The sequence below is a fragment of the Rhizobium sp. BK418 genome (assembly GCF_004341105.1).
Lineage (GTDB): Bacteria > Pseudomonadota > Alphaproteobacteria > Rhizobiales > Rhizobiaceae > Rhizobium.
Genome location: NZ_SLZK01000004.1, coordinates 38,287 through 53,342, shown reverse-complemented (window position 1 = coordinate 53,342; position 15,056 = coordinate 38,287). Strand labels below are relative to the sequence as shown.

Below are 15,056 nucleotides of genomic sequence, written 5' to 3'. Positions count from 1 at the left end.
CCGGGAGCCAAACTTGGAGACCGATCCATTTCGCATCCGCGACCACGTCGCCGACTTCGACGACATCGTCGGGGACATCGTCGAACGTAGCGAAAGAACCCGCAGTTCACTGCCAATGATGGGGGATGTCGCTTATGGTGACGGCCCCGCCGAGAGCATCGACATCTTCTTCCCCAGTGGCCCGAGGAAGAACCTGCCGGTTCACATGTTCATCCACGGTGGCTACTGGCGGATGTTCTCGAAACGTGACTATTCCTACATCGCCGACACCGTCACACAGGCAGGCGCGATTGCCGTCATCGTCGACTACGTGCTGATGCCTGGTCAGCGAATGGCGGTGCTGGTCGATCAGGTCCGGAGAGCAAAACGATGGGTGCTTGAGCACATCGCCGAACTCGGCGGCGACCCGTCGTCACTGACGGTGAGCGGACACTCGGCAGGTGCCCACCTCGCAACGTTCCTGTTCACGCGGGAGCCTGAACCGTCCAACCTGAAGAGCGCGCTGCTGCTCGGTGGCCTGTACGATCTCGCGCCGCTGCAGCAGTCGTTCCTTCACCATGAGATCGCTCTGACGGAACAGGAGGTCAGTCGGTTCACGCCTTTGTCGCAGCGACATGATCGGGCCTGCCGCGTGACACTTGCCGTCGGGGAACAAGAGACGAGACCCTTTCATTCGCAGCTCGATGCGTTCAAGATCCACCTGCGGGACGAAAGCGTGCCCGTATCCGTCAGGGTCTTGTCGGGACGCAACCACATGGACTCGGTTCGCGATCTCGGAATCCCGGGAACCGAGGCAGGCGATCTCTTGAGCGCCCTGGTGAGCGGCCGACCCTGACATTCGTTTTCGTAGACATAAAATAAACGGGCCTTACCGGACCTAGCACCGCGTTCTGTCGTCAGCTCTGCCATCAACGCCCGCGCTTCGCGGTCCAGCCCAGTCAGAGCCTGCCGACTGACGCCGTCGCACCGATCTCGGCAAATCGGTCGAGGCGAGCAAAAAAAGAGCGCGCCATTGATGTCGATATCGGCAGCCATCGCATCGCCTCTTAAGAATAGGCGGCCTCGTGAAAGTCGATCTCAAGACGTTGCACATGGCCAAATATGGCGCTCAACCGCTTCCGCTCGGCCGAATCCATAGTCTCGCCGGCCTTGTCCAAAACAGCCCTCAGCCAGCGCGCCTGCGCCTCGAACTCGGGTTCTGCATGAAGCGTAACCCATTCCTTGAGAAGAGGATCGCTGATTGCCGTCATATTCGCGGTGATCGACCAGGTCCAGTACATCCATTCTGCGGCGAACATGGCAGCAATCGTATCGAGGAAACCGCCATCGCGGGCAATTGCCAGCATACCGTCGCGGAAGGCCGCGACATCCGCCCGGCCGGTATCATAGCAGGATGGATCGATACCGCGCGCTGCGAATGTTTTTTCGAAATAGGCGATCTGCTGGTTTGCAAGCGAATCCAGAACGCCGATCAGCCAGCGCTTCTGTTCAATGCTCTCTGCCTTGGCGGTCGCATAGGAGAAGATCGCAATCGCCGTGTCGACGAAGTCGCCTTCGAAGACCAGGTATCGCTCGAAAGCCTCCTTCGAAAGGCGGTCAGCCTTGATATCCTCGACAAATCGATGGTTCACCATCGCTTCGAAGACGTCGCGGTTTTCATCGAGCATCTGTTGCGAGAGGGTGCCGGTCATGCGCCTTAGGCCTCCAGCCCAGGTTTTGCAGCTTCGACGAAGGCTGCAACGCGCGCAGGCTCGACGGGATTCCACCAGACGCCGCTTTCCTTGAGCGACGAGGCGACGATGACGCCGTTGGTGCGCTTGAGGATTTCGACGACGTTGTCCTTCGTCACGCCCGACCCGACGAGCAACGGCAGATGGGTAGCGGCACCGATCTCCTCGATCTCTTCCATCGTCGCGCTGTTGCCCGTTCTCTGACCGGTGGCGATCACCACGTCGGCATCGAAGAAGGCCAGATCGCGGGTCAATTCGTCGATCGTGCGATCGGCGGTAATGGCATGCGCCCCGTGCTTCACATGGCTGTCCGCAAACACCTTGATATGCTCGGCGCGCAGAGCCGAGCGATAGCGCATCGCCTCGGCTGCCCGGCCTTCCATGAAGCCTTCATTGGCGACATAGGCATTGGCCCATTGATTGACGCGGATGAAGCGCGCGCCGCCTGCCATTGCGATCGCGAAGGCAGGAATCGGTGCATTGGCAAGCACGTTGATCCCGAGCGGCACGCCAGCGGCGCGCGCGATGCGATCGGTCACAACCGACATGAAGGCTGCGGTCTCGTGGCCGATATCCTCGGGCTTGGAAAAGGGAATATCGCCGTGATTTTCCACGATCAATCCGTGGATGCCACCTTTGACGAGCGCGTCCGCGTCACGCATGCACGCATCGTAGATCGTCTCCATCGCCGCGCTGCGATAGCGTGGGGCACCCGGAAAAGGCGGGCAATGGATCATTCCGATCAACGCCTTGTCAGTGCCGAATATTTCCCGTATGGCGCTTGTGGCCTTATCCGATATCTGCTGCATTTTCTTTCCTTTCTGAAAGCCAGCCATGCGTGCCTATGTCATCGGTAACGTCGCCGTCGACGAAACCATTTCCGTAATGTCCATGCCTGAAGCGGGCGCCTCGATCCTTGGTCGAGAGGAAACCCGCGACCTTGGCGGCAAGGGCGCCAATCAGGCCGTCGTAATGGCCCGGACGGGCCTTCCCACGACGCTTGTGACGGCCGTCGGCGAGGATTTCCGCGCTCAGACGATCCGCGACCAGCTTGCCGGCGAAGCATTAGATGCCCGTCTATTGGGCAGCCCGAACCGCACCAGCGATTTCTCCATCATCTTCACCACACCGGACGGCGAAAACGCCATCGTCACCACGACGGAATCGGCCGAAGCCCTGACCCTGTCAGAGGCGCTTGCCCCGCTTGGCGATGCCGTCAGCGGCGACCTCGTCGTGCTGCAGGGCAATCTCAGCGAAGGCGTCACCCGCGGCATTCTCGCCGAAGCCAGACACCGCGGCCTCAAGACTGCCTTCAATCCCTCGCCGCTCCGCTCTTACTTTGCCGAGCTCTGGCCGCTTATCGACATCGCCTTTCTCAACAGGGGCGAGGCTGAAAGCCTGACCGGATCCTCCGGCGAGGCCGCGATCCGTCACCTGGCAGAAGCCGGAGTGGCACAGACCGTCCTGACGCTCGGCGGCAGCGGCGCTATCCTTGCAAGCGGACATCAGGTGCTTGCAACCGTTCCCGCCTGCGTCACCGAGGTCGTTGACACGACCGGCGCCGGCGACACGTTCATGGCCGTGGCACTTGCCTCGGCCGCGCTCCGCTCCACAGCACTCGACGCCAAAGCGATCCATCACGCAACCGCGGCCGCAGCCATCACAGTCGGCCGCCGGGGCACGCGCTCGGCCTTCCCGAGCAAGGCAGAGCTTGCCGGCATTCTTGCTGGCAAGTAACAGCTATTTCGCCTCCGTCAGCCAGCCAAGGATATTCTTCCAGAGACGCCCATAACCTTCCCATTCGCAGAAGGCGGGCGAAAGCCAGTGCGGACCGATATCGGACGTCCATGCGGCAGTCTTGCCCTTGCCGAAACGGCCGGTCACCAGGAGCGGATGACCGCCCTCCTCGGCAGGCAGACGAGCGATGACCTCCACATCGTCACGCTCGCGCACTTCCACCTCGTTCACTCCGAGAAGAACCGGCCATTCCCCCGAGAGGCCGGCGACGGTCTCGTGACCGGACTTGACGAGGACAGCTGCCGTACCCTCGGGGATTTCGACCCGGTCGTCATAGGGAAGGCAGGTGACGGGGAGAACGTCCTCGACCGGTGTGCGGCGCCAGCGCGCCTTGCCATCAATGCCCTGGAAGGAAAAATAGCCGCCGACCATCAAGAGGCCGCCACCCTTCTCGACCCACGCCTTGATGAGTTTCAGGCGGTTCGGAACGGTCTTCGACTGCAGCCAGACCGCAGGCGGAAGAAGCAGCGAATTGGCGCCGATATCAGACAGGATGATGGCGTCATAGACATCGAGCCCTGCCATATCGAAAGGGAATTGTTCGACCGCTTCGTGGGCCGGCATGTAAGTGAGCTCGAATGCGCTACCCTTGAGCGCCTTGACGAGCGGTTCGGCACCGAGATGGAAGGTGACGCTGCCGAACTGATCGAAGCCCTTGTAGTGCGTAGCCGAGCTGACCCAGCTTTCGCCGACGAGAAGAACCTTCTTTGTCATGATGTTTCCATTTCTTTTTATGGTTTGCGGGTCAGGCACCCGCCTGAAAGACCGATCGCGGATTGGCGCGCATGAAAATGTCGAGCGTCGCATCATCAAGACCGTGACGCTTCAGACGCGGCAGGAAGTGACGCAGAATGTAGGCATAGCCGTTGCCCCCGTAATGCTTGAGCATCATCTTCAGGAACACGTCGTGGGACAGGAGCAGACGGTCGGCATGGCCCATCTCGACGAGTTTGACGAGCGCGCGCGCCGCCTCCTCGTCGCTCGGGCACTGCACCTGCTGGTCGGCGTAGAAGAAATCCATGCCGATCATGTCATATTCGAGAAAAGCGCCGCGGGCAGCGAGCTCGGACTGGTATGCGAGATCGTCATGCGACGGGTTCATATGGCAGAGCACCGTGTGCCTGAGATCGCCACCTTCGGAGGCAACCACGTCCAGGACCCTGTGCCCCAGGCGAAACCAGCCCGGAAGATGAACCATCAAGGGCAGGCCGGTGCGTACCTGCGCCTGTGCGGCACCCCGCAACGACTTTTCCTCCTCGGCAGTGAAATCCGACGACACCCCGATCTCGCCGATCAGGCCGATTCTGACATCGGTGCCGTCAGCACCAACAATTGCCTCGGAGACGATCTCGTCGGCAATCTGCCGAACCGACATGCCGGCAACCTTTTGTGGATGCGAGGAACCGAGATAGAATCCAGCCCCCATGACGATGTTCAGTCCCGTCGCCCCGGAGATCCGACGCAATGCAGGCGGATCGCGGCCGATGCCCTGGCATGTCGGCTCGACGACCGTGTGGCCGCCAAGGCCGGCAAAATCCTCGAGCTCGGTGACAGCAAGCTTCTCGTCGTCGAGCGTGATGTTGTGCTTGTTGACGAATGGATCCTGCCTGAGTTCACTGAGGATCTCCATGCAGACGAAACCTTCGGCAAGATATTGCCGCTCGGGTTCCTTCGGTGCGTGCCACCAGCAACGGCAATCATTGAGGATGTGCTCATGCATCAGCGTGATGCCGATGTCCGCCACTGGAACTGGCCCCCGGACCGTCATCACATTGCCGGAGCGTACGTGGCCCGGCGATAGCTCGTTTGTCGCCATCAGCTCTTCCTCCTTGCCGCCAAGCGGAAATTGGCGGTGAAGATGCGGGTGTTCAGCCAGATCGCAACCAGGATGATTGCGCCGGTGACGATTTGGGTGAAGAAGGGCGAGATATGCATCAGGATCAGGCCATTACCGATGACAGCAATCGTCATGGTGCCGAGGACGGTCCCGATCATCGTGCCGCGCCCGCCCATCAGCGAGGTGCCGCCGAGCACGACCGCGGCGATGACCTGCAGTTCGAAGCCGACGGCCGCATTCGACGAGCCGGAACCGAGACGGGCTGCAATCAAAAGGCCCGCCAGGGCAGAGGCCACACCCGATACGAGATAGACCGAGGCGACGATCCATTTTGCGGGCATGCCGACCCGGCGTGCGGCCTCCATGTTGGACCCGACCGCCACGATCTGCCGTCCGTATTTCGTAACGGCCATGACGACATATCCGACGATCGCGACCAGAATGGCAATCAACGCCGGGACGGGAAAGCCGGCCAGTTCGCCGCGACCCAAATAGAAGAAGCCCGGCTCGTTGTTGATCGGAATGGAATAGCCCTGTGTCAGATAAAGCGCCACGCCGCGTAGGATGGAAAGCCCGGCAAGAGTGACGATGAAGGCAGGAATATTCTGATAGGCGATGAACCATCCCTGCAGAAGGCCGACGATGCCGCCGAGAGCGAGCATGCCGAGGCAGACGACCGGCCAGGGAATGCCGGTGGCGAGCGCAATGGCAGCGACAGCGTTGATAAGGGCCAGCATGGAGCCGACCGACAGATCGATGCCACCGGTTACGATCACGAGCGTCATGGCGACCGCAACGGCGAGGATGGGTGCTGCCTGCCGCACGATGTTCAGGATGTTTCCTGCCGTCATGAAGGTGGTGGTCGTCAATGAAAAGAAGACGAGGCATGCGAGAAAGAAGAAGGCGATCGACAGGACCTGGGCATTTTCGCTCAGGAAGTCAGCCATCGGCGAGCCCTTGGCGCGTTCTGTGTAGACGGTCAATGTCTTTCTCCCCCGACGATGAGCTTGACGAGATCCTCGAGATTGGTTTTGGCGATATCGCGCTCGGCGACCTTCGTACCCTCATACATGACGGCGATCCGGTCGCAGACGCGGAACAGGTCCTGAAGACGGTGAGTAATGAGGACGACGGAAACGCCCTTTGCCTTGACCCTGTTTATCAGGGAAAGCACGGCTTCGACTTCGGCGACCGCGAGGGCAGAGGTCGGCTCGTCCATGATCAGAACCTTGGGGTTGAATGATGCCGCTCGGGCGATCGCAATCGCCTGGCGTTGGCCACCCGACAGCTTCTCCACCTTGGCAGAGAGACGCGGGATGCGGATCTCGAGGGCGTCCAGCATCCTGCGCGCCTCGCTCATCATTTTCCGACGGTCGAGAAACGGTCCTCTGGTGAGCTCACGGCCGAGAAACAGATTGCCGACAACATCGATGTGATCGCACAGGCTCAGATCCTGGAAAACCATTTCGATATTGCGATCGCGGGCATCCGCAGGCCCGGAAAAGCGAACCTCTTCGCCGTTGAGCAAAATTGTCCCTTCGTCCGGCAAGTAGGTTCCGGAAATGATCTTGGTCAGCGTTGACTTGCCGGCGGCATTATCGCCGACAAGGCCGAGGCATTCGCCAGGGAAGAGATCCAGGTCAACGCCACGTAGCGCCTGATGCGAACCGAAGGTCTTGCGAATACCGCGAAGGGAGACGGCAGGCGTTCGCGCGGACGAGCCGGAGAAATGCGGAGAGGCTTGCGCCTCCCCGGCTCCGGCATGAACAGGCCGGTTGTCACTCATCATTTGAAGACGGCCCGGTATGGCTCGACATTTTCCTTCGTCACGATGGTAATCGGGACGGAGATGTTCTTTTCGACGCTCTGGCCCGCGGTCAGCTTGGCGAGGGCCTCGACCGCCGCCTTACCTTCACCGGCAGGATCCTGCTGGACGACAGCAACGACGTAGCCATCATCAAGGCCGGAGATCGCCTGCGCGGTCAGATCCCAGCCGAAGACCTTGATGCTGTCCTGCTTGCCCTGGCTCTGAACGGCGGCGATAGCGCCGAGAAGTGCCGGCTCGCCGGTTGCGTAGATCGCCGTCATGTCCGGATTGCCGGTGATGAGGTTTTCGGCGGCGGCAAGTGCGTTGTCCTGGATATTCTGGCCGTCGACGACCCCAGAGGTCTCAATGCCATCGCTCTTGATGGCATCCTCGAAGCCTTTCTGCCGAAGGTTCTGAATGTAGGAGTTCAAGGCGCCGACTATGCCGACCTTGGCCTTGCCGCCCATGTTCTTCCTTACGTAGTCGAGAAAATAGGCGCCCATGTCGGCGCCGGCCTTGCCGTTGTCGACGCCAATCTGCGACTTTTGAGGACCGTCCGGCAGGACCGCGTCGATGGCAACGACCGGGATGCCGGCATCCGACGCTTGTTTGACGGCCGGCATGATGCCGTTGACATCGATCGCCACGACGATCAGTCCATCGACCTTCTGCTGGATATAATTTTCGATGGCGCTGTTCTGTGCGGAAGCGTCATTATTGGCGTTGAAGATGACCAGCTTGTCGCCGGATGCATCGGCCGCCTTCTGGGCGCCCTCGTTGATCTGGTTGAAGAAAAGCGCCTGCTGATTGATCTGCACAAGCGCATAGGTCTTGCCGGCAGCCTGGGCCAGGCTAGCGCAAAGGGTGGCGCCGGCGAGCGCGGTGAAGGCAAGAGCGGCAGTAAACGCCCGACGTCTGATCTGTTTCATGTTCTCATCCTCTGGTTTCGTTATCGTTGCTTATTATGGGTCGACGGCGGCGCAACGGAGTTCCGCACGACGATTTCGACTGGCACGAGTTCCTCGATGGCGAGCGATTTGCTCTCTTGCCAGTTTGTCTCGAGAAGAAGGGACAGGGCACGACGGCCGATGGCGCGCACGGGCTGCCTGATCGCGGTCAAAGGAGGCGCGAAGAGATGCAGCGGGCTGACGTCGTCAAAGCCGATGAGCGACAGGTCCTCAGGGATAGAAATACCTCTTTCCCGCAGGACTTCGATCATGCCGATTGCGATTTCATCGGAGCTGGCAAAGATCGCCGTCGCCGGCATGCCTTCGTCCAGGAACCGGCGCGCCATATCGCGCCCGCAGTCGATCGTATATTCGCCGCTGTAACGCCTTATCGATATACTATCTCCGAATCGCTCCCGAAGCCCTTCACGCAATCCTTTAAAACGCCGTTGAGTACTGATCATAGCATCGGGACCGCCGACATAGAGTACGTGGCGATGGCCAAAATCGGCCAGATGACGACCCGCTAGATGGCCGCCTTGAAAATTGTCGCAGAAGAGCTTGGGAACGGCGGCAAGGGGAACGTCTTCGTCGACGACGATGACCTTTCCGGTCCGGTTGATGAGCGCCGCCAGATCGCCGTTGTCGGGGTGATTGGTGACGAAGACAAGTCCGTCGACATGATTGTGCTCGATCAGCCTTAGATAGGCGACTTCGCGACCCGTTCTGTTGAGCGTGGCATAGAGCGAAACGGCAAGACCTCTGTCATTTGCCTCTTCCTCGACTGCGGCCACCATGGTTGCAAAGAACGGATTGGCGATATCGGGGACAACGAGGCCGATCGTGTCGGAACGACCGCGGCTCAGACGCCGGGCGTGCGGATTCGGTTGGTATTTGAGCGAGGCAATGGCGTTTTCGATGCGCTGCTTGGTAAGAGCTGGCAGATCCAGTGAGCCGTTCAGCATGCGCGAGACGGTCGTCACCGAAACGCCGGCGGCTTTCGCAACATCTTTTAGCCCTGCAGTTCGTTCCTGCGCCATTGAGGCCGCCTCTTGTAAAACGCTTTAGTAAAGCGGTTTACTTACTTTCCACCGAGGGACATGAACTGTCAAGAGAGGCAAGACGACCACGTTGCGCATGCTCGCTGGTCACTGGCCGTCTCCGACGAGATCATCGTCATGAAGGACGGCGAAATCGCCCAGAAGGGTGCTCCGCGCACCCGCTATGACGAACCGGCGTCGGCCTTCATCGCAGACTTCATGGGTGAGGCCAACGTGGTGTCGTGCAACGTCGTCGATGTCGACCGCTGCAAGGCCACGATCAAGGTCGAGGGCCTTATCCATCGGCTGACGGGCCGCAATGTCCGCCCCGGACCGGCCAAGCTCGCAGTTCGACCGAACGCCATCACGCTTTCGCCGAAAAATGGCGGCGCATTCAGCGGCGAGGTCACCCACGCTGCTTATCTCGGTGATCACGTCGAATATGAAGTCAAGACGAAGAACGGCACGCTCTTCGTCGTCTATCCCGAAGTCGAAAAGCCCCTTGCAATGGCAGCCGAAGTCGAGATCGGGTTCAAGGACCGCGGCCTGGCGATCGTAACTAGCTGACGACTGCTGGCGCGACAAAGGCGCATGTCATCGCAGGGGCCGGAGGGCCGCCTGATCGACCAGCGACGGCTGCCTCCCATGCCCAGATCTTGGGATTATACCGGCTTCAGGCTTTTGTATGTCTGGCGGCAGCGAGAATGGTTGCCCCGATATCCGCAAAACCGAGACCCGCCGGACGGTTCGAAATCCATCGAGGGGCATGGGGTAGCTGCGGCAATACCGACAGGACATTGTTCACGCCGAAAGAGTTGCCGATGTAGCCGAACATCGGTGCATCGTTGCGGGAATCGCCGACAAAGGCCGTCACCCGCGCAACGTCGTCCGGACTCACGCCGAACTCATGGATGAGGACACGTTCACTCATTGCGCGCTTGTCGTAGTTGCCAATCCACGTGTTGATGTGAACCGAGCTGACGGCAACCGTTGCCCCACGGGCGCGCAGCGACCCCGCGAGACGGTCAACCTCCGCCGCAGGGTGGCCAACGATATCGACGGCGACGTCCGCCAGCCGAAAGGCTTGATCGTGCGCAATCTCAAACGGCAGGCCCTCCCGTGCAATAATGTCGACCACAGTTTCGAGATGACGCCGTTGCCGCTCGCTTTGGGTTGCCTGCCCCTCCCAATAGTCGAAGACCACATTGCGTCCGCGGCGGAACACGGCGTAGGCGCCGCTTTCGCCGACGACGGCCCTGACGGGCCAGGCGCGGACAATGTGCTCGCACCAGCCCGCCGAACCGCCCGTGACGGGAATGACGGCAATGCCGGCATCGTTCAGATCCCAAAGCACCTGATAAGTCTCAGGCAACAACTGCCCTTCGGTTGTGAGCGTGTCGTCAATATCAGTAAAGAGAAAGCGGACGCCCCTTAGTTCGTCTGCAGATGGCGCTCGATCAACAAAAGTCATCAATTTTCCTCGTCGCTCGTGACGATTTCGACGCCGCTTGCGGCAAGTGCTTGCCGGCTCTGCACATCGCTTGGCAGGCGGTCGGTGTAGAAGCGGTTGAGTTGCTTGAACGGAGCGACGCGAACAGCTGCCGTTCGCTCCCATTTACTGACGTCAGCAACGAGAAAACGCGTTTGCGAATTCTCGATCAGCGCATTGGTGATCTGCGCCTCGCCGTAGCTGAAATCCATGATCCCGTTGGCTGCGCTCAGCGCACCGGCGCCAAAGACCGCGTAATTGGCGTAGAACTTCTCGACGAACTTGACGACATCGGCCCCGACCACGTCGCGGTCGTCGTGGCGCAGCAGCCCTCCCGTCAGATGCACTTCCACACTCGGCGCATCGCAAAGGGTCAGCGCGACATGGATATTGTTGGTCACCACCGTGAGGCCCTTGTGGTCGCGAAGCGCCTCGGCCACAAACTGGACCGTGCTGCCGATCCCGAGAAAAACCGTTGCATCGGGGCCGATATCGCTCGCCAGGCGCCTGGCAATCGAGCGCTTGGCCCGCTTATTGAGTTGGGCGCGCGCATTGAGCGAGATGTTGCTACCCTCGACGGGAAGATCCACTCCGCCATGAAATCGCCGTGCGAAACCAAGGTCGCACAAGGTGTTGATATCGCGGCGGATTGTCTGCGTCGTCAGGTCGTAACGGCGCGCGAGCTCCTCGATGAACTGGGTTCCTTCATTTTCGATCAGCGTCAGGATTTCACGCTGTCGCGCCGAGATCGTGCGCTGCGCCATCGGCCGTTCCTACTTCAGAAAAAGGCTCGGATCGTCGGTTATCACGCCAGTCAGTCCAGCCGACCAGAAGGATGTCAACAGACGGGGATCATTGCAGGTCCACGCACGCACTTTGATGCCACGACTGGCTGCATCTTCCAGGAAGCCGATGCTCAGCGATTTGTAGAGGAGATGGATCGTCCGTGCCGGCACGGCTGCAAGGCGGTCCGCCCAATCCTCGGGCAGCTTGCTCCAAAGCATCGCGAGATCATAGCTCGCGTCCAGTGCATGCATCGCCCTCAATGCGTCCGGATCGAAGCTGGAGATCATCACCTGTGTTTGAGCTGCGCGGTTTTGCAGGTGCTCGTGGACTGTCCTGGTCAGGTGCTCGAGCGATGTCTGATGCGGATGCTGCTTGATCTCTACGTTGATGTTAAGACCGAGGCGCCCCAACTCCGGCACGACATCGGCAAGCAGCGGGATCCTCTCGCCCTTGAACGCCTCTCCGAACCACGAGCCTGCATCGATCCCCGAGAGATCGGCGGCAGTCATGTCCTTGAGGTGCCCCTTCGAAGAGGTACAGCGGTCCACGGTCACGTCGTGAATGACGACGGCGGTTCCATCGCCTAGAAGCGCCACGTCCAGTTCAACCCATTGGGCGCCCTGTTCAGCAGCTGCCTTGAATCCGGCGATGGTGTTTTCGGGTGCGACGGCAGATGCGCCGCGATGCGCCTGGATCTCGTTTCTTGCTGGGCCCGTAGCCATTCGGTGCTCTGTCATCATGTCCACTTTTCAAAATGAAGATCGGTATCGTTGACGTTGTTTACTATGCTGCGACGTGTGGGGACTTATCTGTTCGTTTGCCTGTCTGGCGATCGAAAAGATGAAGAGCTGAAGCGCGAATATAGACGGGGATCCTGGCGGCTTCGCTGAGGTCTGGTCGTCCAGGCACCGTCAGAACGGCCGTCTGATTACTATCACCCAAGCGGATGTGCAAATGACTTTCGCCACCGATCGGCTCCAGCAGCTCCACCGTCGCACCGAGGCGGATTGAAGGCTCACTCGGCTTCTCTGTTAAGATGTCGTCGGGTCGGATGCCGATCGTGTCCGTTCCGGCCGGCAGCTTCAGCAATCCACCATCGTCGGCTTGCATGAGGAGGTCGAGCGGCAGGATGTTCATTGGTGGCGAGCCGATGAAGCTCGCGACAAAAAGGCTGGCAGGACGGTCGTACACATCAACAGGTGTTCCTACCTGCTCGACAAGGCCGCCGTTCATCACCACGAGGCGATCTGCCAAAGTCATCGCCTCGAGCTGGTCGTGGGTGACATAGATGCTGGTCGTCTTCAGTCGGCGTTGCAGGCGGCGAATTTCCACCCGCATCTGCACCCTCAGCTTGGCATCGAGGTTGGACAGCGGCTCGTCGAAGAGGAAGGCGGCCGGCTCGCGGACGATGGCCCGTCCCATGGCGACGCGCTGGCGCTGACCGCCAGACAGTTGGCGCGGCTTGCGCTCGAGCATCGGGCCGATCTCCAGGATATCGGCGACCTCTGCGATCCGGCGATCGATTTCCGCCCGTGGCGTGCCGCGGTTCTTCAGGCCGTATTCCAGATTCTTGCGCACGCTCATATGCGGATAGAGCGCATAATTCTGAAACACCATGGCAATATCCCGTTCGGCAGGCTCTGCCCTGTTGACGTTGCGTCCGCCGATCTGGATCTCACCGCCGCTGACTGTTTCCAGCCCCGCAATCATTCTCAACAGGGTCGATTTTCCACAGCCCGACGGCCCAACCAAAACGATGAATTCGCCATCTGCGACCGAAAGATTGATGCCTTTGACCGCAGGGACCGAACCATAGCTCTTCTTGATGTCGATTATATTGATCGTTGCCATTTCATTTCTCCGTTTCGACCAAGCCCTTAACGAAAAGGCGCTGCATGGCGACGATGACGAGGACAGGGGGAAGAGCCGCCAGAATGACGGCCGACATGACGAGGTTCCAGCGTGGCTCTGCATCAGCGACGGCCGCCATGCGCTGAATTCCCATCACCACGGTATAGAGACTCTGATCGGTGGTGACGATCAACGGCCAGAGATACTGGTTCCAGCCGAGCACGAAGAGGATGATGAAGAGCGCGGCGATGTTGGTAACCGATAGCGGCAGGAGGATGTCCCAGAAGAATTTCATCGGACCCGCGCCATCGACGCGAGCCGCCTCCATCAGTTCGTCGGGTACGGTAAGGAAGAACTGACGGAACAGGAATGTCGCCGTGGCCGACGCAATCAACGGGACGATAAGGCCGCCGTAATTGTTGAGCATGCCGAGATCCGCCACAACCTTGTAGGTCGGGACGATCCGAACCTCGACCGGCAGCATCAGAGTGATGAAGATCATCCAGAACGCCAGATTCCTGAACGGAAATCTGAAATAGACGATCGCGAATGCCGACAGGATCGAAATGGCGATCTTGCCGACTGCGACACCGACTGCCATGACCAAGGAGTTCAGCATCATCGGGCCGATGGGCGGCGCGCCCGCATTCGTCATGCCGGCGCTCAGCATCGTGGAATAGTTTTCGATCAGGTGCGAGCTCGGCGTGAGCGGCACGACACCAGAGAGAAAGTCATTGGACCCATGGGTCGATGCGATGAAGGCGACATAGACTGGGAAGACTACGACAACGACGCCGACAATTAGAACCAGATGGGCAAGGAAAGTAAGAAAAGGACGATTTTCGACCATTGCCGTGACCCTCAATACTGAACGCGCCGCTCGATGAATCGGAACTGGATGGCCGTCAGCGCGACGACGATCAGCATCAGGATCACGGATTGGGCGGCCGAAGAACCGAGATTGAGGCCGATGAACCCGTCAAAATAGACCTTGTAGACGAGGATTTCGGTCGCCCGTGCGGGACCGCCTTGCGTCGTTGCATGGATAATGCCGAAAGTATCGAACATCGCGTAGACGATGTTGATGACGACGAGATAGAAGGTCGTCGGCGAGATCAGCGGCAAGACGATCGTCCAGAAGCGTTTGAGGGGACCCGCTCCGTCAATAGCTCCCGCCTCCTGCAGCGATTGCGGTACGGACTGAAGCGCGGCCAGAAAAAACAGGAAATTGTAGGAAATCTGCTTCCAGGTCGCGGCGATGACGATGAGCACCATCGCATCGTTCGGATTGATCAGATGGTTCCAATTGACGCCCATCGATCGCAACAGGTAGGCAATGATGCCGATCGATGGATTGAACATGAACCACCACAGAATGCCCGCGATCGCGGGCGCCACGGCATAAGGCCAGATCAGCAGGGTCGAATAGACCCGTGAGGTGCGCAGCACGCGGGTTGCCGCCGCTGCCAGGATCAGGGCGATCGATGTCGACAATGCTGTGACCAGAACGGCAAAGACCAGAGTATGGCCGAAGGCGTCGAGATAGAGTGGATCGGCAAACAGCCGTCGGTAGTTGTCAAACCACACGAAGCTGGTTTTGAAGCCGAAGGCGTCCTGGCGCAGAAATGATTGCCAGAACGCCGTTGCGGCTGGCCAAAGAAAGAAGACGACGGTCACAAGGATCTGCGGGGCAATCAGCAGATAAGGCAAAAGCTTGCCTGGAAAGACAGTCCGTTTGGTTTGCATAAGTCCTCACGTCCCGATGGGTTTGT

16 protein-coding genes and 1 pseudogene are annotated in these 15,056 nt (G+C 59.7%); 3 read left to right on the top strand and 14 right to left on the bottom strand.

The window, feature by feature from the left end:
* Positions 1-13: 13 nt before the first annotated feature.
* Positions 14-835, top strand: a complete 822-nt coding sequence (locus EV281_RS17255) for an alpha/beta hydrolase (protein ID WP_132654475.1) — start codon at positions 14-16, stop codon at positions 833-835.
* A gap of 211 nt (positions 836-1,046) precedes the next feature.
* Here EV281_RS17255 and EV281_RS17245 read toward each other — a convergent pair whose 3' ends face one another.
* Both EV281_RS17245 and EV281_RS17240 read right to left on the bottom strand, forming a co-directional pair.
* Positions 1,047-1,691 (bottom strand): TenA family protein, encoded by a 645-nt coding sequence (locus EV281_RS17245; protein WP_132654473.1) that lies wholly within the window; start codon positions 1,689-1,691, stop codon positions 1,047-1,049.
* 5 nt (positions 1,692-1,696) lie between these two features.
* The gene (locus EV281_RS17240; protein WP_132654471.1) at positions 1,697-2,539 is read right to left on the bottom strand and encodes a BtpA/SgcQ family protein; all 843 of its coding nucleotides are present in this window, start codon (positions 2,537-2,539) and stop codon (positions 1,697-1,699) included.
* A gap of 25 nt (positions 2,540-2,564) precedes the next feature.
* Between EV281_RS17240 and EV281_RS17235 the strand changes: the two genes are divergently transcribed.
* Positions 2,565-3,467 (top strand): PfkB family carbohydrate kinase, encoded by a 903-nt coding sequence (locus EV281_RS17235; RefSeq protein ID WP_132654469.1) that lies wholly within the window; start codon positions 2,565-2,567, stop codon positions 3,465-3,467.
* Positions 3,468-3,470: 3 nt separating this feature from the next.
* Here the strand turns inward: EV281_RS17235 and EV281_RS17230 are convergent, their stop codons facing one another.
* The 6 genes from EV281_RS17230 to EV281_RS17205 are packed head-to-tail and all read right to left on the bottom strand — an operon-like array spanning position 3,471 to position 9,158.
* On the bottom strand, positions 3,471-4,241 hold the full coding sequence (locus EV281_RS17230; RefSeq protein ID WP_132654467.1) for a glutamine amidotransferase: 771 nt from the start codon (positions 4,239-4,241) through the stop codon (positions 3,471-3,473).
* A 31-nt stretch (positions 4,242-4,272) separates the two neighbouring features.
* The gene (locus EV281_RS17225) at positions 4,273-5,343 is read right to left on the bottom strand and encodes a phosphotriesterase (protein ID WP_132654465.1); all 1,071 of its coding nucleotides are present in this window, start codon (positions 5,341-5,343) and stop codon (positions 4,273-4,275) included.
* Positions 5,343-6,347 carry an ABC transporter permease gene (locus EV281_RS17220; protein WP_132654463.1) on the bottom strand — a complete coding sequence of 335 codons (1,005 nt, stop codon included), beginning with the start codon at positions 6,345-6,347 and terminating at the stop codon, positions 5,343-5,345. Before EV281_RS17220 ends, EV281_RS17225 begins: the two co-directional genes overlap by 1 nt.
* Positions 6,344-7,150, bottom strand: a complete 807-nt coding sequence (locus tag EV281_RS17215; RefSeq protein ID WP_245508316.1) for an ATP-binding cassette domain-containing protein — start codon at positions 7,148-7,150, stop codon at positions 6,344-6,346. The genes EV281_RS17220 and EV281_RS17215 overlap by 4 nt, the downstream gene beginning before the upstream one ends.
* Positions 7,150-8,100: a substrate-binding domain-containing protein gene (locus EV281_RS17210; protein WP_132654459.1), complete on the bottom strand. Its 951-nt coding sequence runs from the start codon at positions 8,098-8,100 to the stop codon at positions 7,150-7,152. Before EV281_RS17210 ends, EV281_RS17215 begins: the two co-directional genes overlap by 1 nt.
* A 20-nt stretch (positions 8,101-8,120) precedes the next feature.
* A complete protein-coding gene (locus EV281_RS17205; RefSeq protein WP_132654457.1) occupies positions 8,121-9,158 on the bottom strand; it encodes a LacI family DNA-binding transcriptional regulator in 1,038 nt (345 codons plus the stop codon).
* Positions 9,159-9,245: 87 nt separating this feature from the next.
* Here EV281_RS17205 and EV281_RS17200 point away from each other — a divergent pair.
* Positions 9,246-9,725: pseudogene (locus EV281_RS17200) on the top strand (TOBE domain-containing protein); the annotation flags it as partial.
* A gap of 106 nt (positions 9,726-9,831) precedes the next feature.
* On the opposite strand, the gene EV281_RS17195 reads toward EV281_RS17200, so the two are convergent.
* From EV281_RS17195 to ugpA, 6 genes are all read right to left on the bottom strand, one after another.
* Positions 9,832-10,629, bottom strand: coding sequence for an HAD-IIB family hydrolase (locus tag EV281_RS17195; RefSeq protein ID WP_132654453.1), 798 nt, complete (start codon positions 10,627-10,629; stop codon positions 9,832-9,834).
* A complete protein-coding gene (locus tag EV281_RS17190; protein ID WP_132654451.1) occupies positions 10,629-11,411 on the bottom strand; it encodes a DeoR/GlpR family DNA-binding transcription regulator in 783 nt (260 codons plus the stop codon). Before EV281_RS17190 ends, EV281_RS17195 begins: the two co-directional genes overlap by 1 nt.
* A gap of 9 nt (positions 11,412-11,420) precedes the next feature.
* Positions 11,421-12,155, bottom strand: coding sequence for a glycerophosphodiester phosphodiesterase family protein (locus EV281_RS17185; RefSeq protein WP_245508296.1), 735 nt, complete (start codon positions 12,153-12,155; stop codon positions 11,421-11,423).
* A gap of 61 nt (positions 12,156-12,216) precedes the next feature.
* A complete protein-coding gene (locus tag EV281_RS17180; RefSeq protein WP_132654449.1) occupies positions 12,217-13,284 on the bottom strand; it encodes a sn-glycerol-3-phosphate import ATP-binding protein UgpC in 1,068 nt (355 codons plus the stop codon).
* A 1-nt stretch (position 13,285) separates the two neighbouring features.
* Positions 13,286-14,134 carry a sn-glycerol-3-phosphate ABC transporter permease UgpE gene (gene ugpE, locus EV281_RS17175; RefSeq protein ID WP_132654447.1) on the bottom strand — a complete coding sequence of 283 codons (849 nt, stop codon included), beginning with the start codon at positions 14,132-14,134 and terminating at the stop codon, positions 13,286-13,288.
* 11 nt (positions 14,135-14,145) lie between these two features.
* Positions 14,146-15,030, bottom strand: coding sequence for a sn-glycerol-3-phosphate ABC transporter permease UgpA (gene ugpA / locus EV281_RS17170; protein ID WP_132654445.1), 885 nt, complete (start codon positions 15,028-15,030; stop codon positions 14,146-14,148).
* Positions 15,031-15,056 lie beyond the last annotated feature (26 nt).

Excerpts from the sequence above, each read along its gene's own strand:
- EV281_RS17245 (WP_132654473.1), bottom strand. The coding sequence starts at position 1,691 with ATGACCGGCACCCTCTCGCAACAGATGCTCGATGAAAACCGCGACGTC.
- EV281_RS17240 (WP_132654471.1), bottom strand. The coding sequence starts at position 2,539 with ATGCAGCAGATATCGGATAAGGCCACAAGCGCCATACGGGAAATATTC.
- EV281_RS17235 (WP_132654469.1), top strand. The coding sequence starts at position 2,565 with ATGCGTGCCTATGTCATCGGTAACGTCGCCGTCGACGAAACCATTTCC.
- EV281_RS17230 (WP_132654467.1), bottom strand. The coding sequence starts at position 4,241 with ATGACAAAGAAGGTTCTTCTCGTCGGCGAAAGCTGGGTCAGCTCGGCT.
- EV281_RS17225 (WP_132654465.1), bottom strand. The coding sequence starts at position 5,343 with ATGGCGACAAACGAGCTATCGCCGGGCCACGTACGCTCCGGCAATGTG.
- EV281_RS17215 (WP_245508316.1), bottom strand. The coding sequence starts at position 7,150 with ATGAGTGACAACCGGCCTGTTCATGCCGGAGCCGGGGAGGCGCAAGCC.
- EV281_RS17210 (WP_132654459.1), bottom strand. The coding sequence starts at position 8,100 with ATGAAACAGATCAGACGTCGGGCGTTTACTGCCGCTCTTGCCTTCACC.
- EV281_RS17205 (WP_132654457.1), bottom strand. The coding sequence starts at position 9,158 with ATGGCGCAGGAACGAACTGCAGGGCTAAAAGATGTTGCGAAAGCCGCC.
- EV281_RS17195 (WP_132654453.1), bottom strand. The coding sequence starts at position 10,629 with ATGACTTTTGTTGATCGAGCGCCATCTGCAGACGAACTAAGGGGCGTC.
- EV281_RS17190 (WP_132654451.1), bottom strand. The coding sequence starts at position 11,411 with ATGGCGCAGCGCACGATCTCGGCGCGACAGCGTGAAATCCTGACGCTG.
- EV281_RS17185 (WP_245508296.1), bottom strand. The coding sequence starts at position 12,155 with ATGGCTACGGGCCCAGCAAGAAACGAGATCCAGGCGCATCGCGGCGCA.
- EV281_RS17180 (WP_132654449.1), bottom strand. The coding sequence starts at position 13,284 with ATGGCAACGATCAATATAATCGACATCAAGAAGAGCTATGGTTCGGTC.
- ugpE (WP_132654447.1), bottom strand. The coding sequence starts at position 14,134 with ATGGTCGAAAATCGTCCTTTTCTTACTTTCCTTGCCCATCTGGTTCTA.
- ugpA (WP_132654445.1), bottom strand. The coding sequence starts at position 15,030 with ATGCAAACCAAACGGACTGTCTTTCCAGGCAAGCTTTTGCCTTATCTG.